Origin of the sequence: Lichenibacterium ramalinae, assembly GCF_004137085.1 — a bacterium.
Taxonomy (GTDB): domain Bacteria; phylum Pseudomonadota; class Alphaproteobacteria; order Rhizobiales; family Beijerinckiaceae; genus Lichenihabitans; species Lichenihabitans ramalinae.
Genome location: NZ_QYBC01000005.1, coordinates 96,910 through 121,493 on the forward strand (window position 1 = coordinate 96,910; position 24,584 = coordinate 121,493).

Below are 24,584 nucleotides of genomic sequence, written 5' to 3' on the forward strand. Positions count from 1 at the left end.
TCGGGGAGAGATGACGTGCTGAGCATCGGAAGCGTCGCGCCGGATTTCACGGCCGAGACCACGGAAGGCCCGATCCGGTTCCACGACTGGCTCGGGGACGCCTGGGCCGTGCTGTTCTCGCACCCCAAGAGCTTCACGCCCGTGTGCACGACGGAGCTCGGCGCCGTGGCCCGCCTGCTGCCGGAGTTCCACCGGCGCGGCACCAAGGTGATCGGCCTGTCGGTGGACCCGGTGGAGTCGCATGTGGGCTGGTCGGCCGACATCGAGCGCACCCAGGGCCACGCCGTCACCTATCCGATGATCGGCGATGTCGACCTCGCGGTGTCCAAGCTCTACGGCATGCTGCCCGCCGAGACGCCCGGCACGGCCGAGGGGCGGACGGCGGCCGCCAACGCCACCGTCCGCACCGTCTTCGTCATCGGCCCCGACAAGCAGATCAAGCTGGCGCTGGCCTATCCCATGACGACGGGCCGCAACTTCGACGAGATCCTGCGGGCGCTCGACTCGCTCCAACTGACGGCCCGCCACAAGGTCGCCACCCCGGCCGACTGGAAGCCGGGCGAGGACGTCATCATCGCGGGCTCGGTCAGCGACGAACAGGCCCGCCAGGCCTATCCGGACGGCTGGAAGGCCCCCGCCCCCTATCTCAGGATCGTGCCGCAGCCGCGCTGAGGCGGCCCGTCAGCGCGGGACCGCGCCGTAGTCCATGCGGGCGAGGTCGTCGAGGAGGCCCGGGCCGGTCGGCTGCCAGCCGAGCCGCGCCTGCGTCCAGGCGCCCGACGCCAGCAGGTCCATCCCGGCGAACATCGCCATCCAGCCGAAATGGTCCGCCGCCGCCGCGACCGGCAGGGACACGACCGGGATCGACAGGCCCCGGCCGACGGCCTCGGCGATGGCGCGGACCGGCACGCCCGCCTCGGCGACCGCGTTGTAGCGCGCCCCCGGCTCGCGCGCTTCCAGCGCCAGCCGGTACAGGCGGGCCACGTCCGACACATGCGCGGCGGGCCAGCGGTTGTCGCCATCGCCCACATAGGCCGACACGCCCTTGTCGCGCGCCACCGCCACCAGCGGGGTGATGAGGCCCTGCTTCACCGTGTCGTGCACCTGGGGCAGGCGCATGACCGAAACGTTGACGCCGGCCTCCAGCAGCGCCGCGCCTGCCAGTTCCGAGGCGATGCGGGGGTTGGCATGGGCGGTGTTGAACACGTCCTCGGTGGCGGGCCGCCCCGGCCCGGCCTCGCCCATGCCGGTGCCGGAGGTGATGAGCAGGGGGCGGTCGGAGCCCTCGAGCACCGCGCCGAGCGCCGCGATGACGCGCCCGTCCTTGGCGCAGTTCGCGACGAAATGCGCGAAGTCGTGGTCGAAGGCGGTGTGGATCACGCCCTCGGCCCCTTCGGCCCCGCGCCGCAGGCTGTCGAGGTCCTCGATGTCGCCCCGATGCACCTCGGCGCCGGCCGCGGCGAGGGCGCGGGCGCCCGCCTCCGAGCGCGCCAGCCCGAGCACGCTGTGGCCCGCCGCGAGGAGGTCCGGCACGAGCGCCGAACCGATGAAGCCGGTGGCGCCCGTCAAGAAGATCCGCATGCCCTGTCTCCTGTCTTGTTGGGAGACCCATCCTGATCTAGCCTCCGATACCGTTAAAGCCGTGACATCATCATGGTATAGGGACTGACAGGATGGCGATGCGGGGTGAAGCCGACAATCTCCTCGGCGCCTATCTCAAGGACAGGCGCGGCCGGCTCGACCCGGCCGCCTTCGGCTTCTCGGGGCGTCGGCGCACGCCGGGCCTGCGCCGGGAAGAGGTCGCCCAGCGCGCCAACATCAGCCCCACCTGGTACACCTGGCTCGAACAGGGGCGCGGCGGCGCGCCCTCGGCGGACGTGCTGAACCGCATCGCCGGCGGGCTGATGCTGACCGAGCCCGAGCGCGAGCACCTGTTCATCCTGGGGCTCGGCCGGCCGCCCGCGGTGCGCTACCAGCCCGTCGCCGACGTGACGCCGCGCCTGCAGCGGGTGCTGGACACGTTCGGCTCCAGCCCCGCCCTGATCAAGACCGCCACCTGGGACGTCGTCGCCTGGAACCGCGCGGCGGCGCTGGTGATGACCGACTACGGCGCCCTGCCGCCGCGGGAGCGCAACATCCTGCGCCTCGTCTTCGGGAGGCCCCGGGTCCGCGCCGCCCAGGAGGATTGGGACAGCGTGGCCCGCTTCGTGGTCGGCGCCTTCCGGGCGGATGCGGCGCGCGCCGGCGCCGTCTCGGAGGTCGGCCAACTCGTCGACGAACTCTGCGCCCTGAGCCCCGAGTTCGCGGCCCTGTGGCGGGCCAACGACGTTCATTCCCACGGGGGCGGCATCAAGCGGCTGCGCCACCCGGTCCTCGGCCGCATCGCCATGGAATATCCCGCCTTCTCCGTCGACGGGCGGCCCGACCTCGGCATGATCGTCTACAATCCGGTGGAGCCCTCCGTCGCCGACCGCATCCGCGCGCTGCTCGACGCCGCGCCACCGGTCGAGCCCCCCGCGGCCTGAGACCGGATGGGCCCGGGGATCGAGGGAATGCCGTGGACGACGGCACGACGACGGCGCCAGGGCGGCGCATCCGCCTCGGCATGGTGGGCGGGGGCGGGGACCCTTCCGTCGCCGACGGCGTCGCCTTCATCGAGGCCGCGGTCCGCTCCGCGGCGGAGGGGAGCGCCTGGACGCGGCTCTGACGCGCCTCACGCGGGCCGGGCCAGGAGCTTCAGGTCCGGGCCGAGGTGCCACAGCAGGGCGGCGACCACCAGGGCGCCGCCGACCAGCGTCGGCCCGCCGGGGCGTTCCCCGAAGGCGAGCCAGACCAGGGCGGGGCCGGACGCGACGTCGAGCATGCTGATCAGCCCCACCTCGGCGGGCGGGATGCGCCGCGCACCCGCCATGTAGAGCGCCATGGCCAAGCCGATGGTGAGGAAGCCGAAGGGCACGAGAAGCGCGAGCTGGGCCCCGGTCACGCCCGGATCGCGCGCCATGGCGAAGCCGACGACGCCGCTGAGCGCCGTGCCGAGCGTGTAGACGGCGTTGCTGGTTCGGGCGTTGCGGCGGGCGTTCACCAGGATCACCGCCATGCCGGCGTTCATGGCCAGCGCCAGCGCCATGCCGGCGAGGCGCGTGCCGTCCCCGAGCCCCCCCGCCACCATGGTGCCGACGCCGCAGAGGGCCGCGAGGCTCGCCACCACGAGGCGGCGCTCGGGCACGTCGCCGGTCCAGGCCCAGGAGACGGCGGCGGTGACGAAGGGCAGCGTCGCGTAGACGACCGTCACGTCCGCCACTGTGGTCAACTTCAGGGCGAAGATGTAGCAGGCGCCGCACAGCGCCGTCGGCAGCGCCAGCGCCAGCCCGCCCCAGCCGATGGCGAGCGCGCGCCCGAGCCCGCGCGGATTCTCGGCCGCCATCCAGGCCATCATGAAGCCCGTGCCGAAGACGGCCCGCCAGGCCAGGATGGTCCAGGCCTCGAGCGGCAGCGCATGGGTGAACAACCCCGCCGTGCTGTAGATGAACCCCGCCGCCAGCACCATCACGATGCCGGCCGCCCGCTGGTCTTTCATGGGATTCGCCCTGTCCTGTGCGGATGTCGGGACCGTCGCCTCCAATGTCGCGCGTTTCCCGGCTATCGGGCAACGCCGATCGCTGCCGCACCGCAGCGGTGCGGCCTGCGGGCAGGTGTGACGCCGGCACCCGCGCCGGCCCGGCTCACACGTCGCGGCGCGGCACGCGCTCGCGCCATGTCCGGGTGCGGACGAGCGTGTCGTTCTCGAAGGCGCGCAGCTCGCCCGTGATGGTGAAGCACGCGGCATCGCAGGCCATCGCCGTCTCGGTCTCGATGCGGATGCGCCAGCCCTCCCGGCCCATGGCGTAGCGCTGGACGATGCGGGTCTCGGCCGAAAGTGGGTCGCGGCCGAGCGTGAGAGTGCGGGTGAGGTCGTGCGACAGCTCGGTGCCGATGGCGTCCCACCGCATCACGCCCTCGCCGAACAGCCCGCCCTCGCCCTCCGTCACCACGGTGGCGGTGTCGGCGAGGAGGTCGAAGCTCACGCGTCGCGCGGCCCGGCCTTCGGCGAGCCGGGTCGCCGGCGTCGCCGGGCCCTGGCGGGGCGGCGCCAAGGCGACGGCGGGCCCATCCGCGCCGGGGGACCGAAGCGGCAGCGACAACAGGCTCGGCCCGGTCTCGACCGTCAGGGTCGCGGCGTCGCGCGCCGGCCACACGAGCGGCCAATAGGCGGTGGACAGCGCGAGCCGCAGCCGGTGGCCGGCCGGCACGCGGTGGCCGCACATCTTGAGCGTGAGCCTCACCCGCACGGCCTCGCCGGGCACGAGCGGGCGCGGCGCCTCCGAGCCGTCCCGGTGCGACAGGTTCAGCACCGCGTAGGAGACCCGGAGCGAGGACCCGTCCGGCGCGACGTCGCAGAGCCGCACGGCGAGCTGGGCCTGCGGGGTGTCGGACGACAGCCGCAGGTCGACGCTCGGGTTGCCGAGGATCTCGATGGGCGCGTCCAGGATGTCGGTGTCGAAGCAGAGCGACAGCCCGTCGTCGAGGCGCTGGTCGGTCGGCCGTTCGCCGGGAACGCCGGTGCCCATCCATTCGCCGCCGCCCGTCCCCGTCCAGGGCGGCGAGCGGAACGACAGCGCGCCGGGCTCCGACGCGCCCTCGGCGAGGCGCCCCGGCGCGAGGTGGAAGTCGCGGGGCCGGATCGCCGGGCTCGGCCATGCCGCCTCGCCGACGAAGCGGCCCGCCGACACCGCGCGCGTCGCCGAGGGCGCCTGCCAGTCCTCGACGAAGGCCCGCATGGCGGGCTCCTGCAGGACGCCGGTGTCCTGTCCCTTGAGCCACTGGTCCCACCAGCGGATGCATTCCCCCAGGAAGTCGACGGCCGGGCCGGGGCTTCCGTCCTGCGGGTAGATGTGGGCCCAGGGTCCGACGAGGCCGAGGCGCGGCACCCGGAGGTTGGCGACGAGGCGCGGCACCGCATCCGTGTAGGCGTCGCCGTAGCCGCCGACGGCCAGCACCGGGACCGCGATGGCGTCCCAGTCCTCGCAGACCGAGCCGTGGCGCCAATAGCCGTCGCGCGTCGGGTGGGCGAGCCACAGGGCCGGCCAGAACGGCATGGCGTCGAGACGCTCCAGCCAGCGCTCGCGCCAGTCGGGGCGCAGGGCGGGGTCGGGCGGCCTGCCCTGGTAGGCCAGCATGATGGCGCCCCACCACAGGTTGTCGTTGAGCAGGCAGCCACCCTTGTAGTGGATGTCGTCGCCGAAGCGGTCGTCGGTGGAGCAGACCGTGACGATGGCCTTCAGCGCCGGCGGGCGCCGGGCCGCCACCTGCAGGGCGTTGAAGCCGCCCCAGCTCTTGCCCATCATGCCGACGCGTCCCGAGCACCAGGGCTGGGCGGCGATCCAGGCGATGACGGCGAGCGCGTCCTCCTGCTCCTGCGCGAGGTATTCGTCGTCGAGCAGCCCGTCGGACTCGCCCGAGCCGCGCATGTCGACGCGCAGCGCCGCGAAACCGGCGGCGGCGAAGGCGCCGTGCATGGGTTCGTCGCGCCCGCGCGTGCCGTCGCGCTTGCGGTAGGGGATGTATTCGAGCACGGCCGGCACCGGGCCGGCGACCCGGGGCCGCCACATCCGGGCGGCGAGCCGCGTGCCGTCGGCGAGCGGGATCCACAGGTGCTCGGTCACGTCGACCTCGTGGCCTTCGGCTTGCTCCACGTCGCTTCTCCCCCGCTGTCCCGCCGCCAGGATCGCGGCGTTCCGGGTGTGGTGGCAAGGGGGGGACGGCGTGCCGGGGCGAGGCGCGCGCGAAGATCGGCCGGGAACGTCGCAAACCGGCCAGCGAAGCGTCGCGGCCCGTCGAGCCGGCCTGCCGCTCCCGCGCGATCCTCGCAGCATCGGGACCCGGGAGCCGCCGCATGAACCCCAATGTCTTCATCACCTGCGCGGTCACGGGGGCCGGCGACACGGCGGGGCGCAGCCCGCACGTGCCGGTGACGCCCAAGCAGATCGCCGAGGCAGCGGTCGAGGCCGCGAAGGCCGGTGCCGCCATCGCCCACATCCACGTCCGCGACCCCGAGACCGGCCGGGCGTCGCGCGCGCTGCCCCTCTATCGCGAGGTGGTGCAGCGGGTGCGGGACTCCGGCACCGACATCATCCTCAACCTCACCGCCGGCATGGGCGGCGACATCGTCTTCGGCTCCGGCGAGCAGCCCCTGCCGCTCGACCCCGCCGGCACCGACATGGTGGGGCCGACCGAGCGCCTCGCCCATGTGGCGGAACTCCTGCCCGAGATCTGCACGCTCGACTGCGGCACGATGAACTTCGCGCTCGGCGACTACGTCATGACCAACACGCCCGCGACGCTGCGCGCCATGGCGCGGCAGGTGCAGGCGCTCGGCGTCCGGCCGGAACTCGAAGTCTTCGACGCCGGCCACCTGGTCTTCGTGAACGATCTGGTGAAGGAGGGGCTGATCGACGGCCCGGCGATGATCCAGCTCTGCCTCGGCATCCCCTACGGCGCGCCCGACGACCCGCTGACGCTGATGGCGCTCACCCACCGCCTGCCGGCCGGCGCCGTGTTCAGCGCCTTTTCCATCGGCCGGCGCCAGCTGCCCTTCGTCGCCATGGCGGCGCTGGCCGGCGGCAACGTCCGGGTCGGGCTCGAGGACAACCTGTGGCTCGACCGCGGCGTGCTCGCCAGCAACGGCGCGCTGGTCGAGCGCGCCGCCACGATCCTCACCGCCATGGGCGCCTCCGTCATGGGCCCGGCCGCGACGCGCGACCTCCTGAAGCTGCGGAGCCCGGCATGATGGCCGACGACACCATGGGCCCGCGCGAAACCGTCGGCCTCGTCGGCGGCGGCGTCATCGGCGCCGGCTGGGCGGCGCGGTTCCTGCTGAACGGCCATGATTGCGCGGTCTTCGACCCCGATCCCGACCTCGCCCGCAAGCTCGAGGCCGTTCTGGACCATGCCCGCCGGGCGCAGGCGAAGCTCATGCCGGGGGTGGCGGTGCCGGAAGGACGGCTGCGGATCGCCGCCACGCTGGCCGAGGCCGTGGCGGACGCCGACTTCATCGTCGAAAGCCTGCCCGAGGTCGAAGCGCTGAAGGTGCGGGTGCTCGGCGAGATCGACCGCGCCGCCCGGCCCGAGGCGGTCGTCGCCACCTCGACGTCGGGCCTGCTGCCGAGCCGCCTCGCCGCCGGCATGGCGCATCCGGAGCGCCTCGTCGTCGGCCACCCGTTCAACCCCGTCTACCTGTTGCCGCTGGTCGAGGTCTGCGGCGGCGCGCGGACCGACCCCGCCGCGCTGGACCGCGCCGCCGCCCTCTACGGGCGGATCGGCATGCGGGTGCTGCGGGTGCGCAAGGAGGTCGACGGCTTCGTGGCCGACCGGCTGCTCGAGGCCCTGTGGCGCGAGGCGCTGTGGCTGGTCGCCGACGGGGTCGCCACGACGGAGGAGATCGACGACGCCATCCGCTACGGCGCCGGCCTGCGCTGGAGCTTCATGGGAACCTTCCTGATCTACCGGCTGGCGGGGGGCGAGGCGGGGATGCGCCACTTCCTGGCGCAGTTCGGCCCCGCGCTGAAACTGCCCTGGACCAGGCTGGTGGCGCCCGAGCTGACGGATGCGCTGGTGGATCGCGTCTCCGAACAATCCGACGCGCAGGCGGCCGGCGCCGCGATCCGCGACCTCGAGCGCAGGCGCGACGATTGCCTCGTGGCGGTGCTGTCGGCCCTGCGCGACCAGGATTATGCCGCCGGTGCCGTGGTGGCGGCGCACGAGCGGGCCCTGGCGGGGCGGGCCGCATCCCCCGATGCCCCACCCTCCGAGGCCCCACCCTCCGAGGCCCCATCCCCCGATGCCGCCCCCGTGTCGACCTGGGCGGGGACGGTCCCGCCCGACTGGATCGACTACAACGGCCACATGACGGAGCACCGCTACCTGCAGTGCTTCGGCGACGCCACCGACGCGCTGCTGGCGCGGATCGGCGTCGACGCCGCCTATCTGGCGGGGAAGCGCAGCTTCTACACGGTCGAGACGCATCTCGCCCACCGGGGCGAGGCGCACGAGGGCGAGGCGCTGGCCGTGACCACGCAGGTGATGGCGGCGGACGGCAAGCGGCTCCACCTGTTCCACCGCCTCTGCCGGGCCGGCGACGGGACGCTGCTGGCCAGCGCCGAGCAGATGCTGCTCCATGTCGATACGGCGGCGGGGCGCAGCGTCGTGGCCTCGGGCGCGGTGCGGGACGCCATGGCGGCGCTGGCGCGGGACCACGCCGGGCTGCCGCGGCCGGAGGGGGCGGGGCGGGGCATCGGGCGGGCCTGAGCAGGATGGCGTGGGCCCGCCCACGCGATCCCGCCTGCCTTCCCGGTCGGGAGAAGCAGACGTAACCTGAGCCCCATGGTCGACCCCTGCAAGCGAGTGCGCCATGGGAAAGCGCGCTCAGCAAAGGCTTCGCGCTGCCCGACGAAGGCTGCCCTTCGCGGCGTCGGCCGCCTCGCCCGCTGAGCTCCACGGACAGTTCCAGCGCTCCGGGCCGACGCGGGACGAGACCGGCGGCCCCCGTCCTGCGCCGCTCCGTCACGCGGCCGGGAAGCCGATGTTGCGCAGGAAGACGGGCCAGTCCGCGAGCCGCAGGGCGCCGCCGCTGGCCTGCTCGTGGCCGCCGCCGTAGTTCTCGTCGGCGCCGGGCGGGGCGACGCCGCGCAGGAAGGCGATGAGGTTCCTGTCGAGGGCGGTGCGGGCCGCGAAATGCACCCAGCCCGGGCGATAGCCGTGGTTCGCCGCCAGCACCACCTTGTCCTTGAGCCGCTGGCGCCAGGCCTGCGCCACCAGAGGGTGGATCTGGCAGCCCGAATCGAGCCCGATCAGGGCGATGTCGCCGACGATGCGCGGCGGCACGCGCTTGGCCGCCTCCAGGGCCGCCTTCACCTCCTCGCGCGCGGCCTGCAGCGCCTCCAGGCCGGGATGGCGGCCGGACAGGAGGTCCTTCGGGTTGTCGGCGGCGAGGAGGAGGTCCAGGGCCGGGCCGTAGTCGCCCGTGGCGGTGCGGCGGGGCGCGTTGACGAGCGACACCACCTCCCGGATGGCCGTGGCGGTGTAGAGCTTCTTCGCCGCCGCCAGTTCGGGGAAGGGCGCCTTGTCGCCGAGGTCGCCGACCAGGCCCACGGCGCAGAGCCACAGCAGGTCCTCGGCGGGCGCCAGCGCGGCCGCGCAGCGGAAGGCCATGAGGCTCGTGGTCGGCACCGGGTCCTCGGCATAGCCGGACAGCACCGTCACGCCATCGGCGGCCTCGGCGGGGCCGCGGGGCACGTGGTGGTCGACCACGATCGTCGGCACGCCGGGCAGCACGGCTTCCGCCCGCGTGCCGAGGTCGCCCACCACGAAACCCGCCACCGCACGGCCCGCGAACTCCGCCCGCATCTCGTCCGACCAGGCGCTTTCGCCCCGCCCGACGACGCGCAGCGTGGCGTCGCGCCCGGCGCGGCCGAGCGCATGCTGGAAGAGCGCACCGGCCGACAGGCCGTCGGCGTCGTTGTGGCAGAGGATCGCGACCGGCCGGCCGGGATCGAAACCCGCCAGCGCCGCCCTGAACGCTTCACCCGTATCCGTCGCCATGCGCGCCTCCGTGGGTCGGGAACGGCGGCGCCGCGGCGGCGTTCCCGGGGCGGATCGCCTCACGGCCGGTGGAGGGACCGGATCCGTGACCGAACGCCCGCCGACGACGTCGGGAACCGGCCGCCCGTTCGCCGGGAAGCCGGCATCCCGTCACCGACACCCGGGCGAACCGGCCGTCCTCCGCAGACTCCGACGGCCCGGCAGGGAGCGCTTGCCTTTTGCCGCCCGGTGCCGCTGATGCGGCGCGACGACGGGGCAGGGGAAGGGGATGCGATGCGGCGGGCCAGTGTAGAGCGCAAGACCAACGAGACGGCGATCCGCGTCGCCGTGGACCTCGACGGCACCGGAACGGCCAAGATCAACACCGGGGTCGGTTTCTTCGACCACATGCTCGACCAGATCGCCCGGCACGCGCTCTTCGACCTCGAGGTCGAGGCCACGGGCGACCTCCACATCGACGACCACCACACCGTGGAGGACACCGGCATCGCGCTCGGCCAGGCCATCGCCCAGGCGCTCGGCGACAAGCGCGGCATCCGGCGCTACGCCGATTGCCACCTCGCCATGGACGAGTGCCTGACCCGGGTGGCGCTGGACTTCTCCGGCCGCCCCTTTCTGGTGTTCCGCACGGTGTTCTACACCGGCAAGATCGGCACGTTCGACACGCAGCTGGTGCGCGAGTTCTTCCAGGCGCTGGCCGTGCATTCGGCCATGACGCTGCATGTCGAGACCCTCTACGGGCTCAACGACCACCACATGGCCGAGAGCTGCTTCAAGGGCGTGGCGCGGGCCATGCGCGAGGCCGTCGCCATCGACGCGCGCACGCAGGACCGCATCCCCTCGACGAAGGGAACGCTCGGCGGCGGCTGACAGCGCCGCCGGAGGCCGGCCGGCTTCAGCCGCCCGCCAGCGCCCCCCGATAGGCCGCGATGGCGGCGGCCCAGCCCATCTCCAATGCGTCGGCCGTCAGTTCGTGGCCGATCGAGGCTTCGGCGAGACCCGGCAGCGCCGCGACGAGCGGGGGAAGGTTGTGGAGGTTGAGGTCGTGGCCGACGTTGACCACGAGCCCCAGCGCCGCCGCGCGCCGGCCCGTCTCGGCGCAGCGGTCGAGCAGCGCGGTGGCGTCGCCCCGGCCGAAGGCCGCGCCGTAGCCGCCGGTGTAGATCTCGATCCCCTGCGCGCCGACGGCGGCCGCGGCCTCCGCGGCGGCGGGGTCGGGGTCCACGAAGACCACGGCTCGGGAACCGCAGCGCTTCAGCCGCGCCACGGCGTCCCGCAGGATGCCGGCCCGTGCGCCGTCGAAGCGCCAGCCCTCCTCGGAGGTGAACGTGTCGGGCGCGTCCGGCACCAGGGTGCATTGTTCGGGCCGCACGCTCTCGACGAGGCTCATGAAATCCTCGTCGGGATAGCCCTCGATGTTGAACTCGAAGGCCGGGCGCCAGGGCGCCATCAGGGCGGCCAGAGCCGGCACGTCCGAGCGGCGGATGTGGCGCTCGTCCGGGCGGGGATGGACGGTGAGGCCGTGGGCGCCGGCCTCGTGGGCCAGCCGGCCGAAGCGCAGCACGTCGGGCACGCCGGTGCGGCGCGAGTTGCGCAGCAGCGCGATCTTGTTGAGGTTGACGCTCAGCCTGGCCATGTCATGCCTCCCCGTCGGATGCGTCGTCGGCCCGGAACGTCAGCACCAGGACGTCGCGGAAGGCGGGCCGCGCGGGATCCCGCGCCGTGATGGGGCTGACGCCGTGGAAGACGCGCCGGTCGTCCACCAGCGAGGCATCGAAGGGCGCCGCCAGCGTCTCGGTCCGCAGCGGCCGCCGCTCGGCATCCGCGATGGTGCTCTGACCCTCGGCGACGTTCTCGCGCCGCACCATCATCACCAGCACCCAGTCGACGCCGTCGCGGTGCAGGCCCTCGGGCGTCGGCTGGCCGCTCTCGCCGGCGCGCGCCTCGATGCGGAACTGGTGCATCTCGGCATGCCAGGCGGCGGGGGCGGCGCCGGCGGGCGTCGCGGCCTCGAAGACCCGCAGGCAGGTCGCCACCAGGGCGCGGTTCATGGGGTGGAACGCGATGCCGTCGCGGACGGGCTCGAAGGTGCGGGCCACGCCGCCGTTGAGCGGGTTGTTGTCGCGCGTCTGAAAATGCGGCCGGGGCGGCTTCAGGGCGAGGCTGGCCGCCGTCACGGCGAAGCAGGCGAAGCGGCGCTTCCGGTAGGTCCCGCCATCCGCCATGAACCGGTCGGGGCCGAGGTCGTCCCAGCTCGCCGCGTAGTCGGGCCAATCGGTCCCGCCGGCGGCCTCGGCGAGGCGCCGCATGGCCCCGCCCGGCACGAAGGCATAGCCGTCGGCGACGAGGCCGCCGACGACGGCATCGGCGTCGGGGGCCGGCACTGCAGCGACGCGGGATTCGGCGGCGCGGGTCTCGGACATGGCTCCACAAGCCTCCGGCTTCGGGCGGATCCCCGGGGCGACCCGGCCCGGTCGCGCCCCGATCCCGGCGGCATATGGTGCGGGCGGCGGCGCTTTGATACGGAGAGCAGGGCATAGCGGAGGCAGGGGCCGGATGAAAGCGCCGATCGGCATCACCATGGGCGACGCCGCCGGCATCGGTCCCGAGATCGTGGCGCGGTTCTTCGCCGAGGGCCCGGAACGGCCCGCGCTGGTCTACGGCGACCTCGCCGCCCTGCGCCGGGGCGCCGCCGACGCCGCGGTCGACCTGCGCTTCGCCGAGGTCGACGCGCCGTCCGACGCCGCCGCCCTGCCGCCCGGCACCGTCCCGGTGATCGCCGCCGGCCGCCTCGCCGCGCTGCCGCCCTTGGGCCGGGTGTCGGCGGAGGCCGGCGCCGGCGCCTATGGGGCCGTGGTCCGGGCCATCGACGACGCCGCGGCGGGGCGCATCGCCGCCATCGTCACGGCGCCGATCAACAAGGATGCGCTGCGGGCCGCCGGCATCGGCTACCCGGGCCACACCGAGATCCTGGCCGCCCGCACCGGCACGGCCGATTTCGCCATGATGCTGGCCAATGCCGACCTGCGGGTGCTCCTGGTGTCCATCCACCTGTCGCTGGCCGAGGCCGTGCGGGCCGTGACGCCCGAGACCGAGAGCCGCGCCATCCGCCTCGCCGACAGCGCCACGCGGGCCTTCGGCGTCGCCCGGCCGCGCGTCGCCGTCGCGGGGCTAAACCCCCACGCGGGCGAGAACGGCCTGTTCGGGTCGGAGGAGCGCGACGTCATCGCACCGGCGGTCGCCCGGGCGCGGGCCGACGGCATCGACGCTTCCGGCCCCTGGCCGGGCGACACCGTCTTCATGCGGGCGCGGCGCGGCGAGTTCGACGTCGTGGTGGCGCAGTACCACGACCAGGGCCTGATCCCGGTGAAGTACCTCGGCATCGACGAGGGCGTGAACATCACGGTGGGCCTGCCCTTCGTGCGGACCAGCGTCGACCACGGCACGGCCTTCGACATCGCCGGCTCGGGCCGGGCCGATCACGCCAGCCTCAGGGCCGCGTTCCGTCAGGCGGTGGCGATGACGGGCTCCTGACCGGGTCAGGCCCCTTCGACGAAGGCCAGGACCTCGGCGGCGCGCCACGGCTTGGAGATGAAGCGCACCTTCAGCGGCAGGGCGTCGGGCCGGGTGGCCGACTGGCCCGAGGTGACGCAGATGCTGATCCACGGGTAGCGCTCCGCCGTCGTCAGGGCGAGGGCGACGCCGTCGATGGAATCGCCGAGCGCGACGTCGGTGAAGAGCGCCCGGATGTCGTGGGCCCGGGCAGCGAGTTGGTCGTGGGCGGCCTGGCCGCTGGCGCATTCGAGGGCTTCGAGGCCGCATTCCTCCACCATGTCGCGCGCCATGCGGGAGAGTTCGAGGTCGTCCTCGACGATCAGCACGGTGGTCCGGGTCACGGTCGTCTGGTTCATGGTCCTGCCTCGGTCCCGTATCCGGCCGTCGCCTCCGTCCGGGCCGGCCGACCGGCCGGTGCGCGACGTTCGCCCGGACAACGCGTGAACCAGCCTGCCGATGCGGAGGGGCGAACCCGGCAGCGGCGCCGCCGTCCCGCCGGCCATGCCGATCCGACGCGCGGAGTCTCGCCCGCCATCCCGGTGGGCCGGCTCGCGCGGCGGATCTGGCCCGGGTCGGCGACAGCCCGAAACACGCCCGGCGTCAGCTCGCCATCATGGTCTGGATGCGGCGCATCACGTCGTCGTGATCGTAGGGCTTGCCCACGAAGGTCGCACCCTCGGGCATGTCGCCGGCATTCGGCATGGCGCGCCCCGACACGATGACGGTCTTCACGGCCGGTCGGTTGGCGTGGACCCAATGGGCCAGAGCGTAGCCGTCGACCTTGCCCGGCATCTCGACGTCGGTGAAGAGCAACGCCACGTCGCGGCGTTCGTCGAAGATCGTGAGGGCCTGGTCGCCGGTGGCGGCCTCCAGCACCTCGAAGCCCTCGTCTTCGAACAAATCGATGACCATCATCCTGACGATCGGCTCGTCCTCCACGATGAGGACCACGGCCCGGCCGGGAGGGGATGTTTGAGTCATGGACGGCCTACGCCCAAGGCGCGACAATGTTCCTCAGGCGGGCCGGGCTTCATCGACCCGGCCCGCCGCCCGGCCTTCGGCTCCCGCGGATCTCCCCTGTCGGAACCGCACCCGGCCGGGCGGGCTTGTTCCCGCGGGAGAGCGGGTCGGGCGAGGTCGAAGCGGGCGACCGTGGACGGGTGGGGCGGAATGAGGGTGAGCGTGTCGCAGAGCGTCAATCCCACGGCGGGTTCGAGGTGGGGGAGCTGGTTCAGGCCCGCCCTGCCGGGCTTGCGGGGCGGCGGGCCCCGGCCGGCCGCCGACCGCGGCCACCGGTCCGGCGAACACCCCTTCCACCTCGTCGATGCCGGCCATCCGGTCCCGCCCGGCGGCATCGTGGTCCCGGTCCGCAGCGGTGGGGTCGCCATCCGGGCGGCCCGCTGGCCGGCCCCGGAGATCTCCGCGACGGCGCACCCGGCCGGGACCGTGCTGATCTGCACGGGCCGGAGCGAGTTCATCGAGAAGTACTTCCCCGTCGTGGCCGATCTGCGGGAGCGCGGCTTCGCCGTCGTGGTCTTCGACTGGCGCGGGCAGGGCCTGTCGCAACGCCCGCTCCGCAATGCCATGAAGGGCCACGTCGAGCATTTCACCGATTACGAGGGCGACCTCGTCGCCGTGGCCGAGCAGGTGATGGCGCCGTTCTGCCCCCGGCCGTGGTTCGGCCTCGCCCATTCCATGGGGGGCGCCATCGCCCTCAACGCGGCGGCGGACCGGCCCGACCTGTTCCACCGGCTGGTGCTTTCGGCTCCCATGGTGGAGATCGCCCGCCTCCCCTTCGCCGCGACGGCGCGGGCGCTGGCGCGGCTCTGCCGCTACGGCGGGCTGGCGCGCAGCTTCGTGCCCGGCGGTCGCGGGCGCGCCATGCTGTTCCGCGCCTTCGAGGAGAACCTGCTCACCTCGGACGAGACGCGCTACCATGCCGTGCTCGACTACCTGCGGGTCGAGCCCCGCCTCGTCGTCGGGGCCCCGACGCTGGGCTGGCTGCACGCCGCCTTCACCGCCATGGCCCGGCTGCATCGCGACGACTTCGCCGAGCGCATGCGCACCCCCGTGCTGGCCGTGGTGCCGGGCCTCGACCGCGTCGTCGAGCCCCGCGCCACCGAAAGGCTGCTGTCGCGCCTGCGGGCCAGCCGCGCCGTGACGGTGCCGGGCTCCCGCCACGAGATCCTCATGGAGCGCGACGCCTTCCGGCGCCAGTTCTGGGCCGCCTTCGACGCCTTCGTGCCGGGATCGACCTGACGGCGATGCCGGGTCCGCGACGTCAGGCGCGGCGTAGCCCCAGGATGGCGAGGATGGCCAGGGCGGCGGACAGCAGGGCGTTCCAGGCCGCGAGCGACAGCCCCAGCACGGCGAGCGCCGCCTCGTCGCAGCGCACCACGTTGACGTGGTCGAGCGCCTTCAGCAAATCCGCCACGTCGGACGGCGCGTCGGCGGCGCCCGAACAGCCCGTCGGCCCCGCCCACAGGTGCCATTCCACGCCGGCATGGTAGGCGCCCAGCGCGGCGCCGGCCGCGAAGGCCAGGGCGAGCAGGGCGAAGCCCGCCCGCGACGCGCCGCGGGGGAGCCGCCGGCCCAGGACGGCGAGCAGCGCCGCGACCGGAAGCCCGATGTAGAACGGGACGCGTTCCTTGAGGCAGAGTTCGCAGGGCGTGTAGCCGCGGGCCTGCAGCGTCCACACCGCCGCGATGGTGAGGAAGCTGGCGAGCGCCACGCCCCCGGCGGCCAGCGCGGGCCCGTCGCGCCATGCCGGTGCCCTGGAGATGTCGCTCATGCCGGCCGCTTCCCCCGACGCTTCAGATGACGTGGGTGGCCACGTAGAAGCCCACCACGATCAGCAGGATGAAGCCGATCAGGATAGCGGCGAAGTGACGTTCGAGCGCGCCGCGGATCGGGTCGCCGAAGCGGTTGAGCAGCCCCGCCAGGATGAAGAAGCGTGCCCCGCGCGTGATGATCGACAGCAGCACGAAGAGCCCGAAATTGTAGCCCAGCAGGCCGCTCACGATGGTGACGAGCTTGTAGGGGATCGGCGTCAGGCCCTTGATGAGGATCAGCAGCCAGCCCCACTGGGCATAGGCGGCCCGCATCGCCTCCATCTTGTCGGCATAGTGGTAGACGGCGATGAGCCACTGGCCGACCGTGTCGTAGAGCAGCGCCCCGATGGCGTAGCCCAGCATGCCGCCCAGCACCGACGCCACCGTGCAGATCGTGGCATAGGCCCAGGCCCGCTGCGGCCGGGCGAGCGCCATCGGCACCAGGATGAGGTCCGGCGGCACGGGGAAGAAGGAGCTTTCCGCGAAGGCCACGGCCCCCAGCGCCAGGGGCGCGTGGCGGCTCTGGGACAGCGCGAGGGTCCAGCGATAGATGCTCTTGAACATGGGGCGGGCTTAGAGGAGGGGGCGGGGGAAGTCCATGGCGGCCCGGCACCCGACCCGGCGCCCGCGCGCCATCTTGTCAGCCCGACCGATTGGGTCCAGACCCTGGCGCGTCGGGCCCGCTTGCACGGCCCTCGCGAGACTCCATGCCATGCGCCGACCCCTCGCCCTCGCCCTGGCGGTCCTCGCCGCCCTGCCGGCCGTCGCCTCGCCGGCCGCCGCCGCCGCGCCCGCGCCGGTCGGGGCGGACCACGGCATGGTGGTGACGGCCCAGCATCTCGCCTCCGAGGTGGGCGCCCAGGTCCTGAAGGACGGCGGCAACGTCGTCGACGCCGCCGTGGCGGTGGGCTACGCGCTGGCGGTGGTGTTCCCGGCGGCCGGCAACCTCGGCGGCGGCGGCTTCATGAACATCCGCTTCGCCGATGGCCGCGCGGCCTTCGTCGACATGCGCGAGAAGGCGCCCGCGGCCGCCACCGCCACCATGTTCCAGGACGCGTCCGGCGCCGTCGTGAAGGGCCGCTCCACCGACACCTGGCTCGCCGTGGGCGTCCCCGGCACGGTGGCGGGCCTCGAATGGGCGCGCGACCATTACGGCACGAAGCCGCGCGCCGCGCTCGTCGCGCCGGCGATCCGGCTGGCCCGCGACGGCTTCGTGCTGGCGCCCGCCGACACGAGCCTGCTGCAGCTCGGCGCGCCCGACTTCGCCGCCGACCCCGCCACCGCGGCGATCTTCACCCACGGCGGCAAGCCCTATGCGGTGGGGGAGCGGCTGGTGCAGGCAAACCTCGCCGCGACGCTGGAGGCCATCGCGGCCGGCGGCGCCGACGCCTTCTACCGCGGCGACGTGGGCCGGGCCATCGCGGAAGCGAGCCGCGCGGGCGGGGGCATCATCACGGCGGCCGACATGGCGGGCTACAGGGTGCGCGAACTCGCGCCGGTGCGCTGCTCCTACCGGGGCTACGACATCCAATCCGCCCCGCCGCCGAGCGCCGGAGGCGTGGCGATCTGCGAGGTCCTTCAGATCCTCGAAGGCTACGACCTTTCCGCCATGGGCTATCATTCGGCCGCCGAGCTCCACGTCATGGTGGAGGCCATGCGGCGCGCCTACCGCGACCGCCAGGGGCTCGGCGATCCGGATTTCGTGAAGAACGACATCGCGAAGCTCGTCGACCGGGACTATGCGGCGCGGCTGCGGGCCGGCATCGACGCCGTCCAGGCGACGCCGTCCGCGGCGCTGGAGGCACCGCCGCCGCCCAAGCCCGAGGGGCAGCAGACCACGCAATTCTCGATCGCCGACGGGGCCGGGAATGCCGTGTCGGTGACCTATACGCTGAACTCGTGGTTCGGGCTGCGCCGGGTCGCGGGCGGCACGGGCGTGCTGATGAACAACGAGATGGACGATTTCGCCGCGAAATCCGGGGCCTCGAACCAGTTCGGCCTCGTCGGCAGCGACGCCAACGCGGTGGCACCGGGCAAGACGCCGATCTCCTCCATGTCCCCCACCATCCTGACGCGGGACGGCAAGCTCGCCATGGTGATCGGCAGCCCGGGCGGCTCGCGCATCATCACCATCACGCTCGAAGCCATCGTCAACGTCGTCGACCACGGCATGACGGTGTCGGAGGCCATCGATGCGCCGCGCTTCCACATGCAGTGGATGCCGGACGTGGTGGAGACCGAACCCTATGCGCTGTCGGCCGACACGCGCCGGCTCCTCGAGGCCTCCGGCTATACGTTCCGCGAGAAGGCGCCCTGGGGCCAGGCGGCCGGCATCACCACGGACCTATTCGGGGAGGACGGGGGCGGCAACGGCCTCGCCATCCCGTATCTGGCGAAGCCGCCGAAGCCCTACCGGCTCTACGGCGCCGACGACGACCGCGACCCCGTGGGGTCGGCGGCGGGCTATTGACCGGGACGGTGCCGCCATGACGGATGGCCGCCGCCCGCCGAAGCCGCCCGGCGCCATCGCGCCGCTGGCGACGCTGCCGATCTTCTTCAAGCTCGCCGGGCGTCGCGTCCTCGTGGCGGGCGGGACCGCGCCGGCCGTGTGGAAGGCGGAGCTCCTGGCGGCGGCCGGCGCTGCCGTGGACGTCGTGGCGGCGGAGCCCTGCGCCGAGATGGAGGCGCTCTGCGATGCGCTGCCGGCGCGGCTGACGCTGCATCGTCGCGCCTTCGCGCCCGCCGACCTCGCCGGCGCCGCCCTCGCCATCGGGGCCTTCGAGGGCGACGAGGGCGAGGCCTTCCGGGCGGCCGCCCAGGCCGCCGGCGTGCCCGTCAACGTCATCGACGTGCCCCCGCTCTGCGACTTCCAGTTCGGCACGATCGTGGCGCGCTCGCCCCTGGTGATCGGCATCTCGACCGACGGCGCGGCTCCGGTCTTCGGTCAGGCCCTTCGGGCCAGGATCGAGGCGCTGTTGCCGGCGGAGACCGGGGCCTGGGCGGTGGCGGCCAAGGCTTGGCGCGAGCCGCTGCAGGCGTTGAAGCTTGGGTTCGCGGCGCGACGGCGGTTCTGGGAACTGTTCGCCGACATGGCCCTCGAGGGCGGGGACCGCGCGCCCCGCGAGGCCGACCGGCTGCGCTGCATGGCGGCGGCCGAGGCGACCGAAGCCGCCGGAGCCGGCCGCATCCTGCTCGTCGGGGCCGGGCCGGGCCCGACCGAGGAGGTGACACTCGGCGCCGTGCGGGCGCTTCAATCGGCGGACGTAGTCCTGCACGAGGCCGGCGTGGCCCCCGCGGTCCTGGGGCTCGGACGCCGCGAAGCCCGGCGCATCCCGGCGCCGGCGGAACCGGACGCGACCCTCGATGCCGTGCTGGCGCTCGCCGCCGAAGGCCGCACGGTCGCCTGGGTGGGACCCGGGGACCCGGAAACCTGCGGGGCCTGGGCCGGTCGCGCGGCGGGCCTGGCGCGGCGCGGGACTGCGCCCGAAACCGTGCGCGGCCTTCGCTGCGCGGCTTGTCCCGCGGGCTGCGCGGCCCTTCCCGCGGGCTGCGCGGCTCTGTAGTCGGCCGTCAGTGATCGGGCTTGAGCGTGCGGGTGCCGCCGTGAGAGGCATGCCCGCCCTTGCGGCCGGCCTGAGCGGCGAGGCGGTGGTTCTGCGAGAAGCTGCGCTTCTCCGGATCGACGCTCTGGCCGCCCTTGCGTCCGGCCTGCGAGGCGAGTTCATGGTTCTGCGAGAAGCTGCGCTTCTCGTTGGGCACGCTTTCGCCGCCCTTGCGCGCGATGGCCCGCCGCTTCTCCAGGTCCATCGAAGCAAAGCCACGGGTCGACCGTGTCACGAATTGCGTTTCCTCGGGCATGGCCGGCTCGCTGACAGAGAGGTGTGTCGTGAGTCGTTGAACGCCCGGCCTAGACGCGAGTTCCTGTCAAGCGTCGGGCCTGCTTCACTCCGGCGCGCCGGAGGCGGGTCGCCGGCGTGCTGCCGGACACTTGGCGCGCGGTCGCGCTAAGCTTGGGCGGTGCAGCAAACATGCTGCACCGCACCCAGCGTGCATGGGGTCGGCGGGCCCGTGTCTCAGGCCTCGGCTTCGCGGCGCGGCTTGCGCGGGCGGGCGCCCTGCTCGTCGGTGCGCGGCACGTGGCCCTGCGGGGCGCCGCGGCCGGGACCGTCCTCGTAGCGGGGGCGGCGCGGCGGCGCCTCGGTCGCCGGCTCGATGCGCGGGTCGGCATTCTCGCCCCGCCGCACGGCCTCGGCGAACTGCCGGGCGGCACTGTCCCGCACCTCGAACTTGGTTTCGCGGTCGAAGATCCGGATGGCGCCGATGTCGCCCTTGCCGACGCCGCCGCGGCGACACAGCATCGGCAGCAGCCAGCGCGGGTCGGCGTTGTTGCGGCGCCCGATGTTCATGCGGAACCAGGCGCCGCCTTCCTGGCTGGCCTGGCCGCCGTGTCCGGCAGGCCCGCGGCCGCCCTCGGACCGCTCGCGCGGCACGAAGGGTTCGGCGTCGGACCGCGGGCGCCGTGGCGGCTGGGAGCCCGGATCGGTGACGTCCTCGGGCGCCGGCAGGCGGGCGCGGTAGACCCGCACCAGCGCGGCCGCGACCTCTTCGGGCGTCCGCTGCTCCAGCAGCGTGCGCGCCATGGCGAGGTCGTCCTCGCTGGGCTCCTCGGCCAGCAGCGGGTCCTGCGCCATCCGGTCCTGGTCGAGCTTGCGGATCTCGTCGGCGGTGGGCGGCGCGGCCCAGACCGCCTCGGCCTTGGCCATGGCCAGCAGCCCTTCGGCGCGGCGGCGGCGGGCCGGCGGCACCAGCAGGACGCTGACGCCCTTGCGGCCGGCGCGGCCGGTACGGCCCGAGCGGTGCTGCAGCGTTTCGGCGTCGTTGGGCAGGTCGGCATGGACCACGAGGGCGAGCCCCGGCAGGTCGATGCCGCGGGCCGCGACGTCGGTGGCGACGCAGACCCGGGCGCGGCCGTCGCGCAGGGCCTGGAGTGCGTGGTTGCGCTCGTTCTGGCTGAGCTCGCCCGACAGCGACACGGTGGAGAAGCCGCGCTCCAGCAGGGCCGACTGCAGGTGGCGCACCGTTTCGCGCGTGTTGGCGAAGACGAGGGCACTCGGCGGCTCGTAGAACCGCAGCAGGTTGACCACCGCGTGCTCCACCTCGCGCGGCACGATCCGCACGGCGCGGTATTCGATGTCGGCATGGCCGCGCGCGCCGCCCGCCACGGCGATGCGCAGAGCGTCGTTCTGGTAGCGCTGGGCCAGCATCACGATGCCCTTGGGCAGCGTGGCGGAGAACAGCAGCGTGCGCCGCTCCTCGGGCGTGGTCTGCAGGATGAATTCGAGGTCGTCGCGGAAGCCGAGGTCGAGCATCTCGTCCGCCTCGTCGAGCACCACGGCGCGCAGGGCCGAGGGATCGAGGTTGCGGCGCTCCAGGTGGTCGCGCAGGCGTCCCGGCGTGCCCACGACGATATGGACGCCGAAGGACAGCGAGCGGGCCTCGCGCCGCGCGTCCATGCCGCCGACGCAGGACACGATGCGGGCGCCCGTCTTGCTGTAGAGCCAGGTGAGCTCGCGCTCCACCTGCAGGGCGAGTTCGCGGGTCGGCGCCACGATGAGGGCGAGGGGCGCGGCCGCGACCGGCAGCGTGTCGCCGTCTCCCATCAGGGTCGGCGCGATGGCGAGGCCGAAGGCCACCGTCTTGCCCGAGCCGGTCTGGGCCGAGACCAGGAGATCGCGGCCCGCCTCGGCCTCGAGCACAGCGGACTGGACCGGAGTCGGGTCCTGGTAATCGCGTTCGGCCAAGGCTCGTGCGAGGGAGGGAGCTGTCGGAGGAAATGCCACGCGGTGTTTCGTGCCTTCGAAGGGCGGCGCGGGCGGGTCGGACCCTGGCGCCGATGGGGAAGCGGCCGCGCTCATCGCGGCCCTGCGACGCTTCGGCCCATGCCGGGCACTGCGTCTATGGAGACCGAGATGGTCCTTAAGCCATCCCGGCACAATCGGCGAGCCCCGCATGGCACCAAAGAAACCGCCGATCCGCCCGCCAAATCCGTGTCGGAGCCGCATCGGTGCCCCAAATGACGGTGAAGGACGCCGCTCGATCTCCCCCGGGATCGATGGTGCCGCAGCGGTCCGACACTTGCGAAGGCGGGCCCGCGTACTGAAATCTGAGGGGCAGCTCGGGAGACGGATGCGGTGAGCGACGAGTACGACGATTGGGAAGTTTCCCCCCGCGCGCAGCCCAAGGCCGCCGATTACGGTTTCGATCTCGACCGCGCCCTGTCGGCGGTCGTGGGCCTGTCGGCGCGCGTCGACGAGGACGCCTACACGGCCGAAACGCTCGGGGTCGAGCGCGGCGGCAACGGGGTGGTGATCCGCGAGGACGGCGTGGTCCTGACGATCGGCTACCTCATCACCGAGGCCGAGGAGGTGCTGCTCGAGACCCATCGGGGTCGCGTCGTGCCGGGCCACGTGCTGGGCTACGACGGCGCGACGGGCTTCGGCCTCGTCCAGGCGCTGGAGCCGCTCGGCCTGCCGGCGCTGAAGCTCGGCGATTCCCGGCACGCGGGCGTGGGCGAGCGGGTGATCCTGGCCGGGGCCGGGGGGCGTCGCCACTCGGTCGCGGCCGAGATCGTCGCCCGGCAGGAATTCGCCGGCTACTGGGAGTACCTCATCGAGGAAGCGATCTTCACCGCGCCCGGACATCCCAACTGGGGCGGGGCGGCACTGATCGGATCGACGGGCGAGCTCCTCGGCATCGGCTCGCTGCAGCTGCAGCACCAGGTGAACGGCGGACGGCTGAAGGCCCTCAACATGGTGGTGCCGAGCGAATTGCTGGTGCCGATCTACGAGAGCCTGCTGTCCGGCAAGCTGGGATCGGCGCGGCCCTGGCTCGGCGTCTACGCCCACGAGATCGACAAGAACGTCGTCATCGTGGGGGTGGCCGACAAGGGGCCGGCGGACCGCGCCGGGCTGCGCAAGGGCGACATCGTCAAGGTCGCGGCCGGGATGGACATCGCCAACCTGGCGGACTTCTACCGGTCCATGTGGGCCCTCGGGGGCCCGGGCGTCGAGGTGCCGCTGACGCTGGAGCGGGAAGGCGACGTCTTCGACCTGCGCGTGACGGCGGCGGACCGTCGCCAGTTCCTGAAGACGCCGCGCCTCCACTGACGGTGTGTGGAGGGATGGCGTGTTCCCCGGAGGCGAAGACACGTGCTTGGCGGTCCCTGGGGGACATCCAGGCCCGGGCCCGGCGCATTCGGACTTGGCGGCCGTATGACGGCCGGCTCGCGGCAACGCCCGGGTAACGATCGCGGCTTATGGTTTTCCGGGTGTTCCAGAGTTCCGGAAAATCCCGATGGCCACCGCTACGCTCCACAGCCTTCGCGACCGGATGATCCCGCCCGCCGCGCGCCGGCCTGCGGCGGCCCGGCCGGGCCGCCCGGTGCCGGAGGTCCGCAGCCCGGAAGCGGCGCGCGTCCTCGGCCTCGCGGCCGACCTCTTCGGCGTCTCCGTGGCGGCCCTGGTCCTGGCCGGCCCCGACGGGTTCCGGGTCGAGACCGTGTCGAGCCCCGAGGGTTGGCGCGCGGAGGACGCCATCGCGGCCGCCCATCGTCTCTTCGAGGTGCTGGCCACCTCCGAACCCTCCGACCAGGCCCGCCGCGGCGGCGTCATGGAGGAGGTCGCGCCCGGCCGGGGCTTCCTCGCCGCCACGCCCATCCTGTCCACCGCGGGCCGCTGCCTCGGCGCCGTCTGCCTGATGGACAGCGGCCGGACGACGCTGCTGTCCGGCCTGCAGCGGCGGCTGTTCGGCGAGTTCGGCGACCTCATCGCACCGGCACTCGGCGCCGCACCCGCGGTGCCGGCCGGCGAGGCGGCGGCGCGCGACAGCGCCGCGCTGCTGCAGGGCATCGCCGATGCCGAGCCCGATGCCTTCGCGCTCTTCGACGCTGACGGGCGCTGCCTCCTGCGCAACGCCCGCTTCGACGCGCTGCTCGGCACGGCCTCGGCGCCGGCGGCGGCCTTGCCGGGGGCGCGCGGCTGCGAGGCGAGCTGGATCGCGCTCCACCTCGCCCGCGACGTGCCGCCGGTCGGCGTCTATCGCGCCGCCCTGCCGGACGGCACCTGGCTCAGCGTCGAGGAGCGGCGCGGGGCGCACGGACGCAGCCTGCTGGCGCGGGTGGAAGCGCGCGACGCCTTCGGGGGCGAGGGCGACATGCAGCAGTTGTTCGAGCGCTGCCCCCTGCCGATGTTCGTGTTCCACCGCGACACGCGCGCCATCCTGGCCGTCAACGCCGCGGCCCTGGCCCTCTACGGTTGGGACCGGGACGCCTTCCTGGCCCTCGACCTCGACGGCATCGGCCCCGTCACGGCAGCGCCGGAGCCCGATGCCGGGCAGGGCGGCTGGACGCACCGGACGCGGGACGGCCGCGCCCTCGCAGTTTCCGGCCGCACCATCGACCTCGACCACCGCGGCCGCCCCGCCGTGCTGGTGACGGTGACGGCCGAGCCGTCGGAGGCGGCCGGGCGGGCGGCCTGAGGCCGCCCGGAGCCGCCGGCCCACCTC

Annotated in this window: 24 protein-coding genes; 12 read left to right on the top strand and 12 right to left on the bottom strand. The window is 73.8% G+C overall.

Annotated elements, in window-relative coordinates:
• Window positions 1–15: 15 nt before the first annotated feature.
• The gene (locus tag D3272_RS07295; RefSeq protein WP_129218503.1) at window positions 16–672 is read left to right on the top strand and encodes a peroxiredoxin; all 657 of its coding nucleotides are present in this window, start codon (window positions 16–18) and stop codon (window positions 670–672) included.
• Window positions 673–681: 9 nt separating this feature from the next.
• Here the strand turns inward: D3272_RS07295 and D3272_RS07300 are convergent, their stop codons facing one another.
• The gene (locus D3272_RS07300; RefSeq protein WP_129218504.1) at window positions 682–1,581 is read right to left on the bottom strand and encodes an SDR family oxidoreductase; all 900 of its coding nucleotides are present in this window, start codon (window positions 1,579–1,581) and stop codon (window positions 682–684) included.
• 98 nt (window positions 1,582–1,679) lie between these two features.
• Here D3272_RS07300 and D3272_RS07305 point away from each other — a divergent pair, with 98 nt between their 5' ends.
• Window positions 1,680–2,525 carry a helix-turn-helix transcriptional regulator gene (locus tag D3272_RS07305; protein WP_129218654.1) on the top strand — a complete coding sequence of 282 codons (846 nt, stop codon included), beginning with the start codon at window positions 1,680–1,682 and terminating at the stop codon, window positions 2,523–2,525.
• 32 nt (window positions 2,526–2,557) lie between these two features.
• On the top strand, window positions 2,558–2,707 hold the full coding sequence (locus D3272_RS27210) for a hypothetical protein (RefSeq protein ID WP_165361264.1): 150 nt from the start codon (window positions 2,558–2,560) through the stop codon (window positions 2,705–2,707).
• Between the two features lie 6 nt (window positions 2,708–2,713).
• Here the strand turns inward: D3272_RS27210 and D3272_RS07310 are convergent, their stop codons facing one another.
• Both D3272_RS07310 and D3272_RS07315 read right to left on the bottom strand, forming a co-directional pair.
• Window positions 2,714–3,577, bottom strand: a complete 864-nt coding sequence (locus D3272_RS07310) for a DMT family transporter (protein WP_165361265.1) — start codon at window positions 3,575–3,577, stop codon at window positions 2,714–2,716.
• 145 nt (window positions 3,578–3,722) lie between these two features.
• Window positions 3,723–5,732 carry a CocE/NonD family hydrolase gene (locus D3272_RS07315; protein ID WP_245496432.1) on the bottom strand — a complete coding sequence of 670 codons (2,010 nt, stop codon included), beginning with the start codon at window positions 5,730–5,732 and terminating at the stop codon, window positions 3,723–3,725.
• A 200-nt stretch (window positions 5,733–5,932) separates the two neighbouring features.
• On the opposite strand from D3272_RS07315, the gene D3272_RS07320 reads away from it, so the two are divergent.
• Together D3272_RS07320 and D3272_RS07325 are read left to right on the top strand one after the other, a co-directional pair.
• The gene (locus tag D3272_RS07320) at window positions 5,933–6,826 is read left to right on the top strand and encodes a beta-keto acid cleavage family enzyme (protein WP_129218507.1); all 894 of its coding nucleotides are present in this window, start codon (window positions 5,933–5,935) and stop codon (window positions 6,824–6,826) included.
• Entirely contained in the window at window positions 6,823–8,343 is a 1,521-nt protein-coding gene (locus D3272_RS07325) for a carnitine 3-dehydrogenase (protein WP_129218508.1), read from the top strand. The genes D3272_RS07320 and D3272_RS07325 overlap by 4 nt, the downstream gene beginning before the upstream one ends.
• A 255-nt stretch (window positions 8,344–8,598) precedes the next feature.
• Here the strand turns inward: D3272_RS07325 and D3272_RS07330 are convergent, their stop codons facing one another.
• Window positions 8,599–9,636: a DHH family phosphoesterase gene (locus tag D3272_RS07330; protein ID WP_129218509.1), complete on the bottom strand. Its 1,038-nt coding sequence runs from the start codon at window positions 9,634–9,636 to the stop codon at window positions 8,599–8,601.
• 273 nt (window positions 9,637–9,909) lie between these two features.
• On the opposite strand from D3272_RS07330, the gene hisB reads away from it, so the two are divergent.
• Window positions 9,910–10,506: an imidazoleglycerol-phosphate dehydratase HisB gene (hisB, locus tag D3272_RS07335; protein WP_129218655.1), complete on the top strand. Its 597-nt coding sequence runs from the start codon at window positions 9,910–9,912 to the stop codon at window positions 10,504–10,506.
• A 25-nt stretch (window positions 10,507–10,531) separates the two neighbouring features.
• On the opposite strand, the gene D3272_RS07340 is transcribed toward hisB, so the two are convergent.
• Window positions 10,532–11,272, bottom strand: coding sequence for a pyridoxine 5'-phosphate synthase (locus D3272_RS07340; RefSeq protein ID WP_129218510.1), 741 nt, complete (start codon window positions 11,270–11,272; stop codon window positions 10,532–10,534).
• 1 nt (window position 11,273) lies between these two features.
• Complete coding sequence (locus D3272_RS07345; protein WP_129218511.1) at window positions 11,274–12,059, bottom strand: 2OG-Fe dioxygenase family protein; 786 nt, start codon at window positions 12,057–12,059, stop codon at window positions 11,274–11,276.
• A gap of 133 nt (window positions 12,060–12,192) precedes the next feature.
• On the opposite strand from D3272_RS07345, the gene pdxA reads away from it, so the two are divergent.
• Entirely contained in the window at window positions 12,193–13,170 is a 978-nt protein-coding gene (gene pdxA, locus D3272_RS07350; RefSeq protein WP_129218512.1) for a 4-hydroxythreonine-4-phosphate dehydrogenase PdxA, read from the top strand.
• 5 nt (window positions 13,171–13,175) lie between these two features.
• On the opposite strand, the gene D3272_RS07355 is transcribed toward pdxA, so the two are convergent.
• Together D3272_RS07355 and D3272_RS07360 are read right to left on the bottom strand one after the other, a co-directional pair.
• Entirely contained in the window at window positions 13,176–13,547 is a 372-nt protein-coding gene (locus D3272_RS07355) for a response regulator (RefSeq protein ID WP_165361266.1), read from the bottom strand.
• 244 nt (window positions 13,548–13,791) lie between these two features.
• Window positions 13,792–14,172: a response regulator gene (locus D3272_RS07360; RefSeq protein WP_129218514.1), complete on the bottom strand. Its 381-nt coding sequence runs from the start codon at window positions 14,170–14,172 to the stop codon at window positions 13,792–13,794.
• A gap of 201 nt (window positions 14,173–14,373) precedes the next feature.
• Here D3272_RS07360 and D3272_RS07365 point away from each other — a divergent pair, with 201 nt between their 5' ends.
• Complete coding sequence (locus D3272_RS07365) at window positions 14,374–15,450, top strand: alpha/beta fold hydrolase (RefSeq protein WP_245496433.1); 1,077 nt, start codon at window positions 14,374–14,376, stop codon at window positions 15,448–15,450.
• Window positions 15,451–15,472: 22 nt separating this feature from the next.
• Here D3272_RS07365 and D3272_RS07370 read toward each other — a convergent pair whose 3' ends face one another.
• Both D3272_RS07370 and D3272_RS07375 read right to left on the bottom strand, forming a co-directional pair.
• Window positions 15,473–15,982, bottom strand: a complete 510-nt coding sequence (locus tag D3272_RS07370) for a disulfide bond formation protein B (protein WP_129218516.1) — start codon at window positions 15,980–15,982, stop codon at window positions 15,473–15,475.
• A 22-nt stretch (window positions 15,983–16,004) separates the two neighbouring features.
• Window positions 16,005–16,586, bottom strand: coding sequence for a YqaA family protein (locus D3272_RS07375; RefSeq protein ID WP_129218517.1), 582 nt, complete (start codon window positions 16,584–16,586; stop codon window positions 16,005–16,007).
• Window positions 16,587–16,734: 148 nt separating this feature from the next.
• Here D3272_RS07375 and ggt point away from each other — a divergent pair, with 148 nt between their 5' ends.
• Window positions 16,735–18,492: a gamma-glutamyltransferase gene (gene ggt / locus D3272_RS07380; protein ID WP_129218518.1), complete on the top strand. Its 1,758-nt coding sequence runs from the start codon at window positions 16,735–16,737 to the stop codon at window positions 18,490–18,492.
• Between the two features lie 16 nt (window positions 18,493–18,508).
• Entirely contained in the window at window positions 18,509–19,585 is a 1,077-nt protein-coding gene (locus D3272_RS07385; protein WP_129218519.1) for an NAD(P)-dependent oxidoreductase, read from the top strand.
• A gap of 7 nt (window positions 19,586–19,592) precedes the next feature.
• On the opposite strand, the gene D3272_RS07390 is transcribed toward D3272_RS07385, so the two are convergent.
• Entirely contained in the window at window positions 19,593–19,880 is a 288-nt protein-coding gene (locus D3272_RS07390; protein ID WP_129218520.1) for a con-10 family general stress protein, read from the bottom strand.
• A 215-nt stretch (window positions 19,881–20,095) separates the two neighbouring features.
• Window positions 20,096–21,862 (bottom strand): DEAD/DEAH box helicase, encoded by a 1,767-nt coding sequence (locus D3272_RS07395; protein ID WP_129218521.1) that lies wholly within the window; start codon window positions 21,860–21,862, stop codon window positions 20,096–20,098.
• A gap of 351 nt (window positions 21,863–22,213) precedes the next feature.
• Between D3272_RS07395 and D3272_RS07400 the strand changes: the two genes are divergently transcribed.
• Together D3272_RS07400 and D3272_RS07405 are read left to right on the top strand one after the other, a co-directional pair.
• Window positions 22,214–23,188, top strand: coding sequence for a S1C family serine protease (locus D3272_RS07400; protein WP_129218522.1), 975 nt, complete (start codon window positions 22,214–22,216; stop codon window positions 23,186–23,188).
• A gap of 187 nt (window positions 23,189–23,375) precedes the next feature.
• Window positions 23,376–24,557 (top strand): PAS domain-containing protein, encoded by a 1,182-nt coding sequence (locus D3272_RS07405; RefSeq protein ID WP_129218523.1) that lies wholly within the window; start codon window positions 23,376–23,378, stop codon window positions 24,555–24,557.
• The last annotated feature ends 27 nt before the right edge of the window (window positions 24,558–24,584 follow it).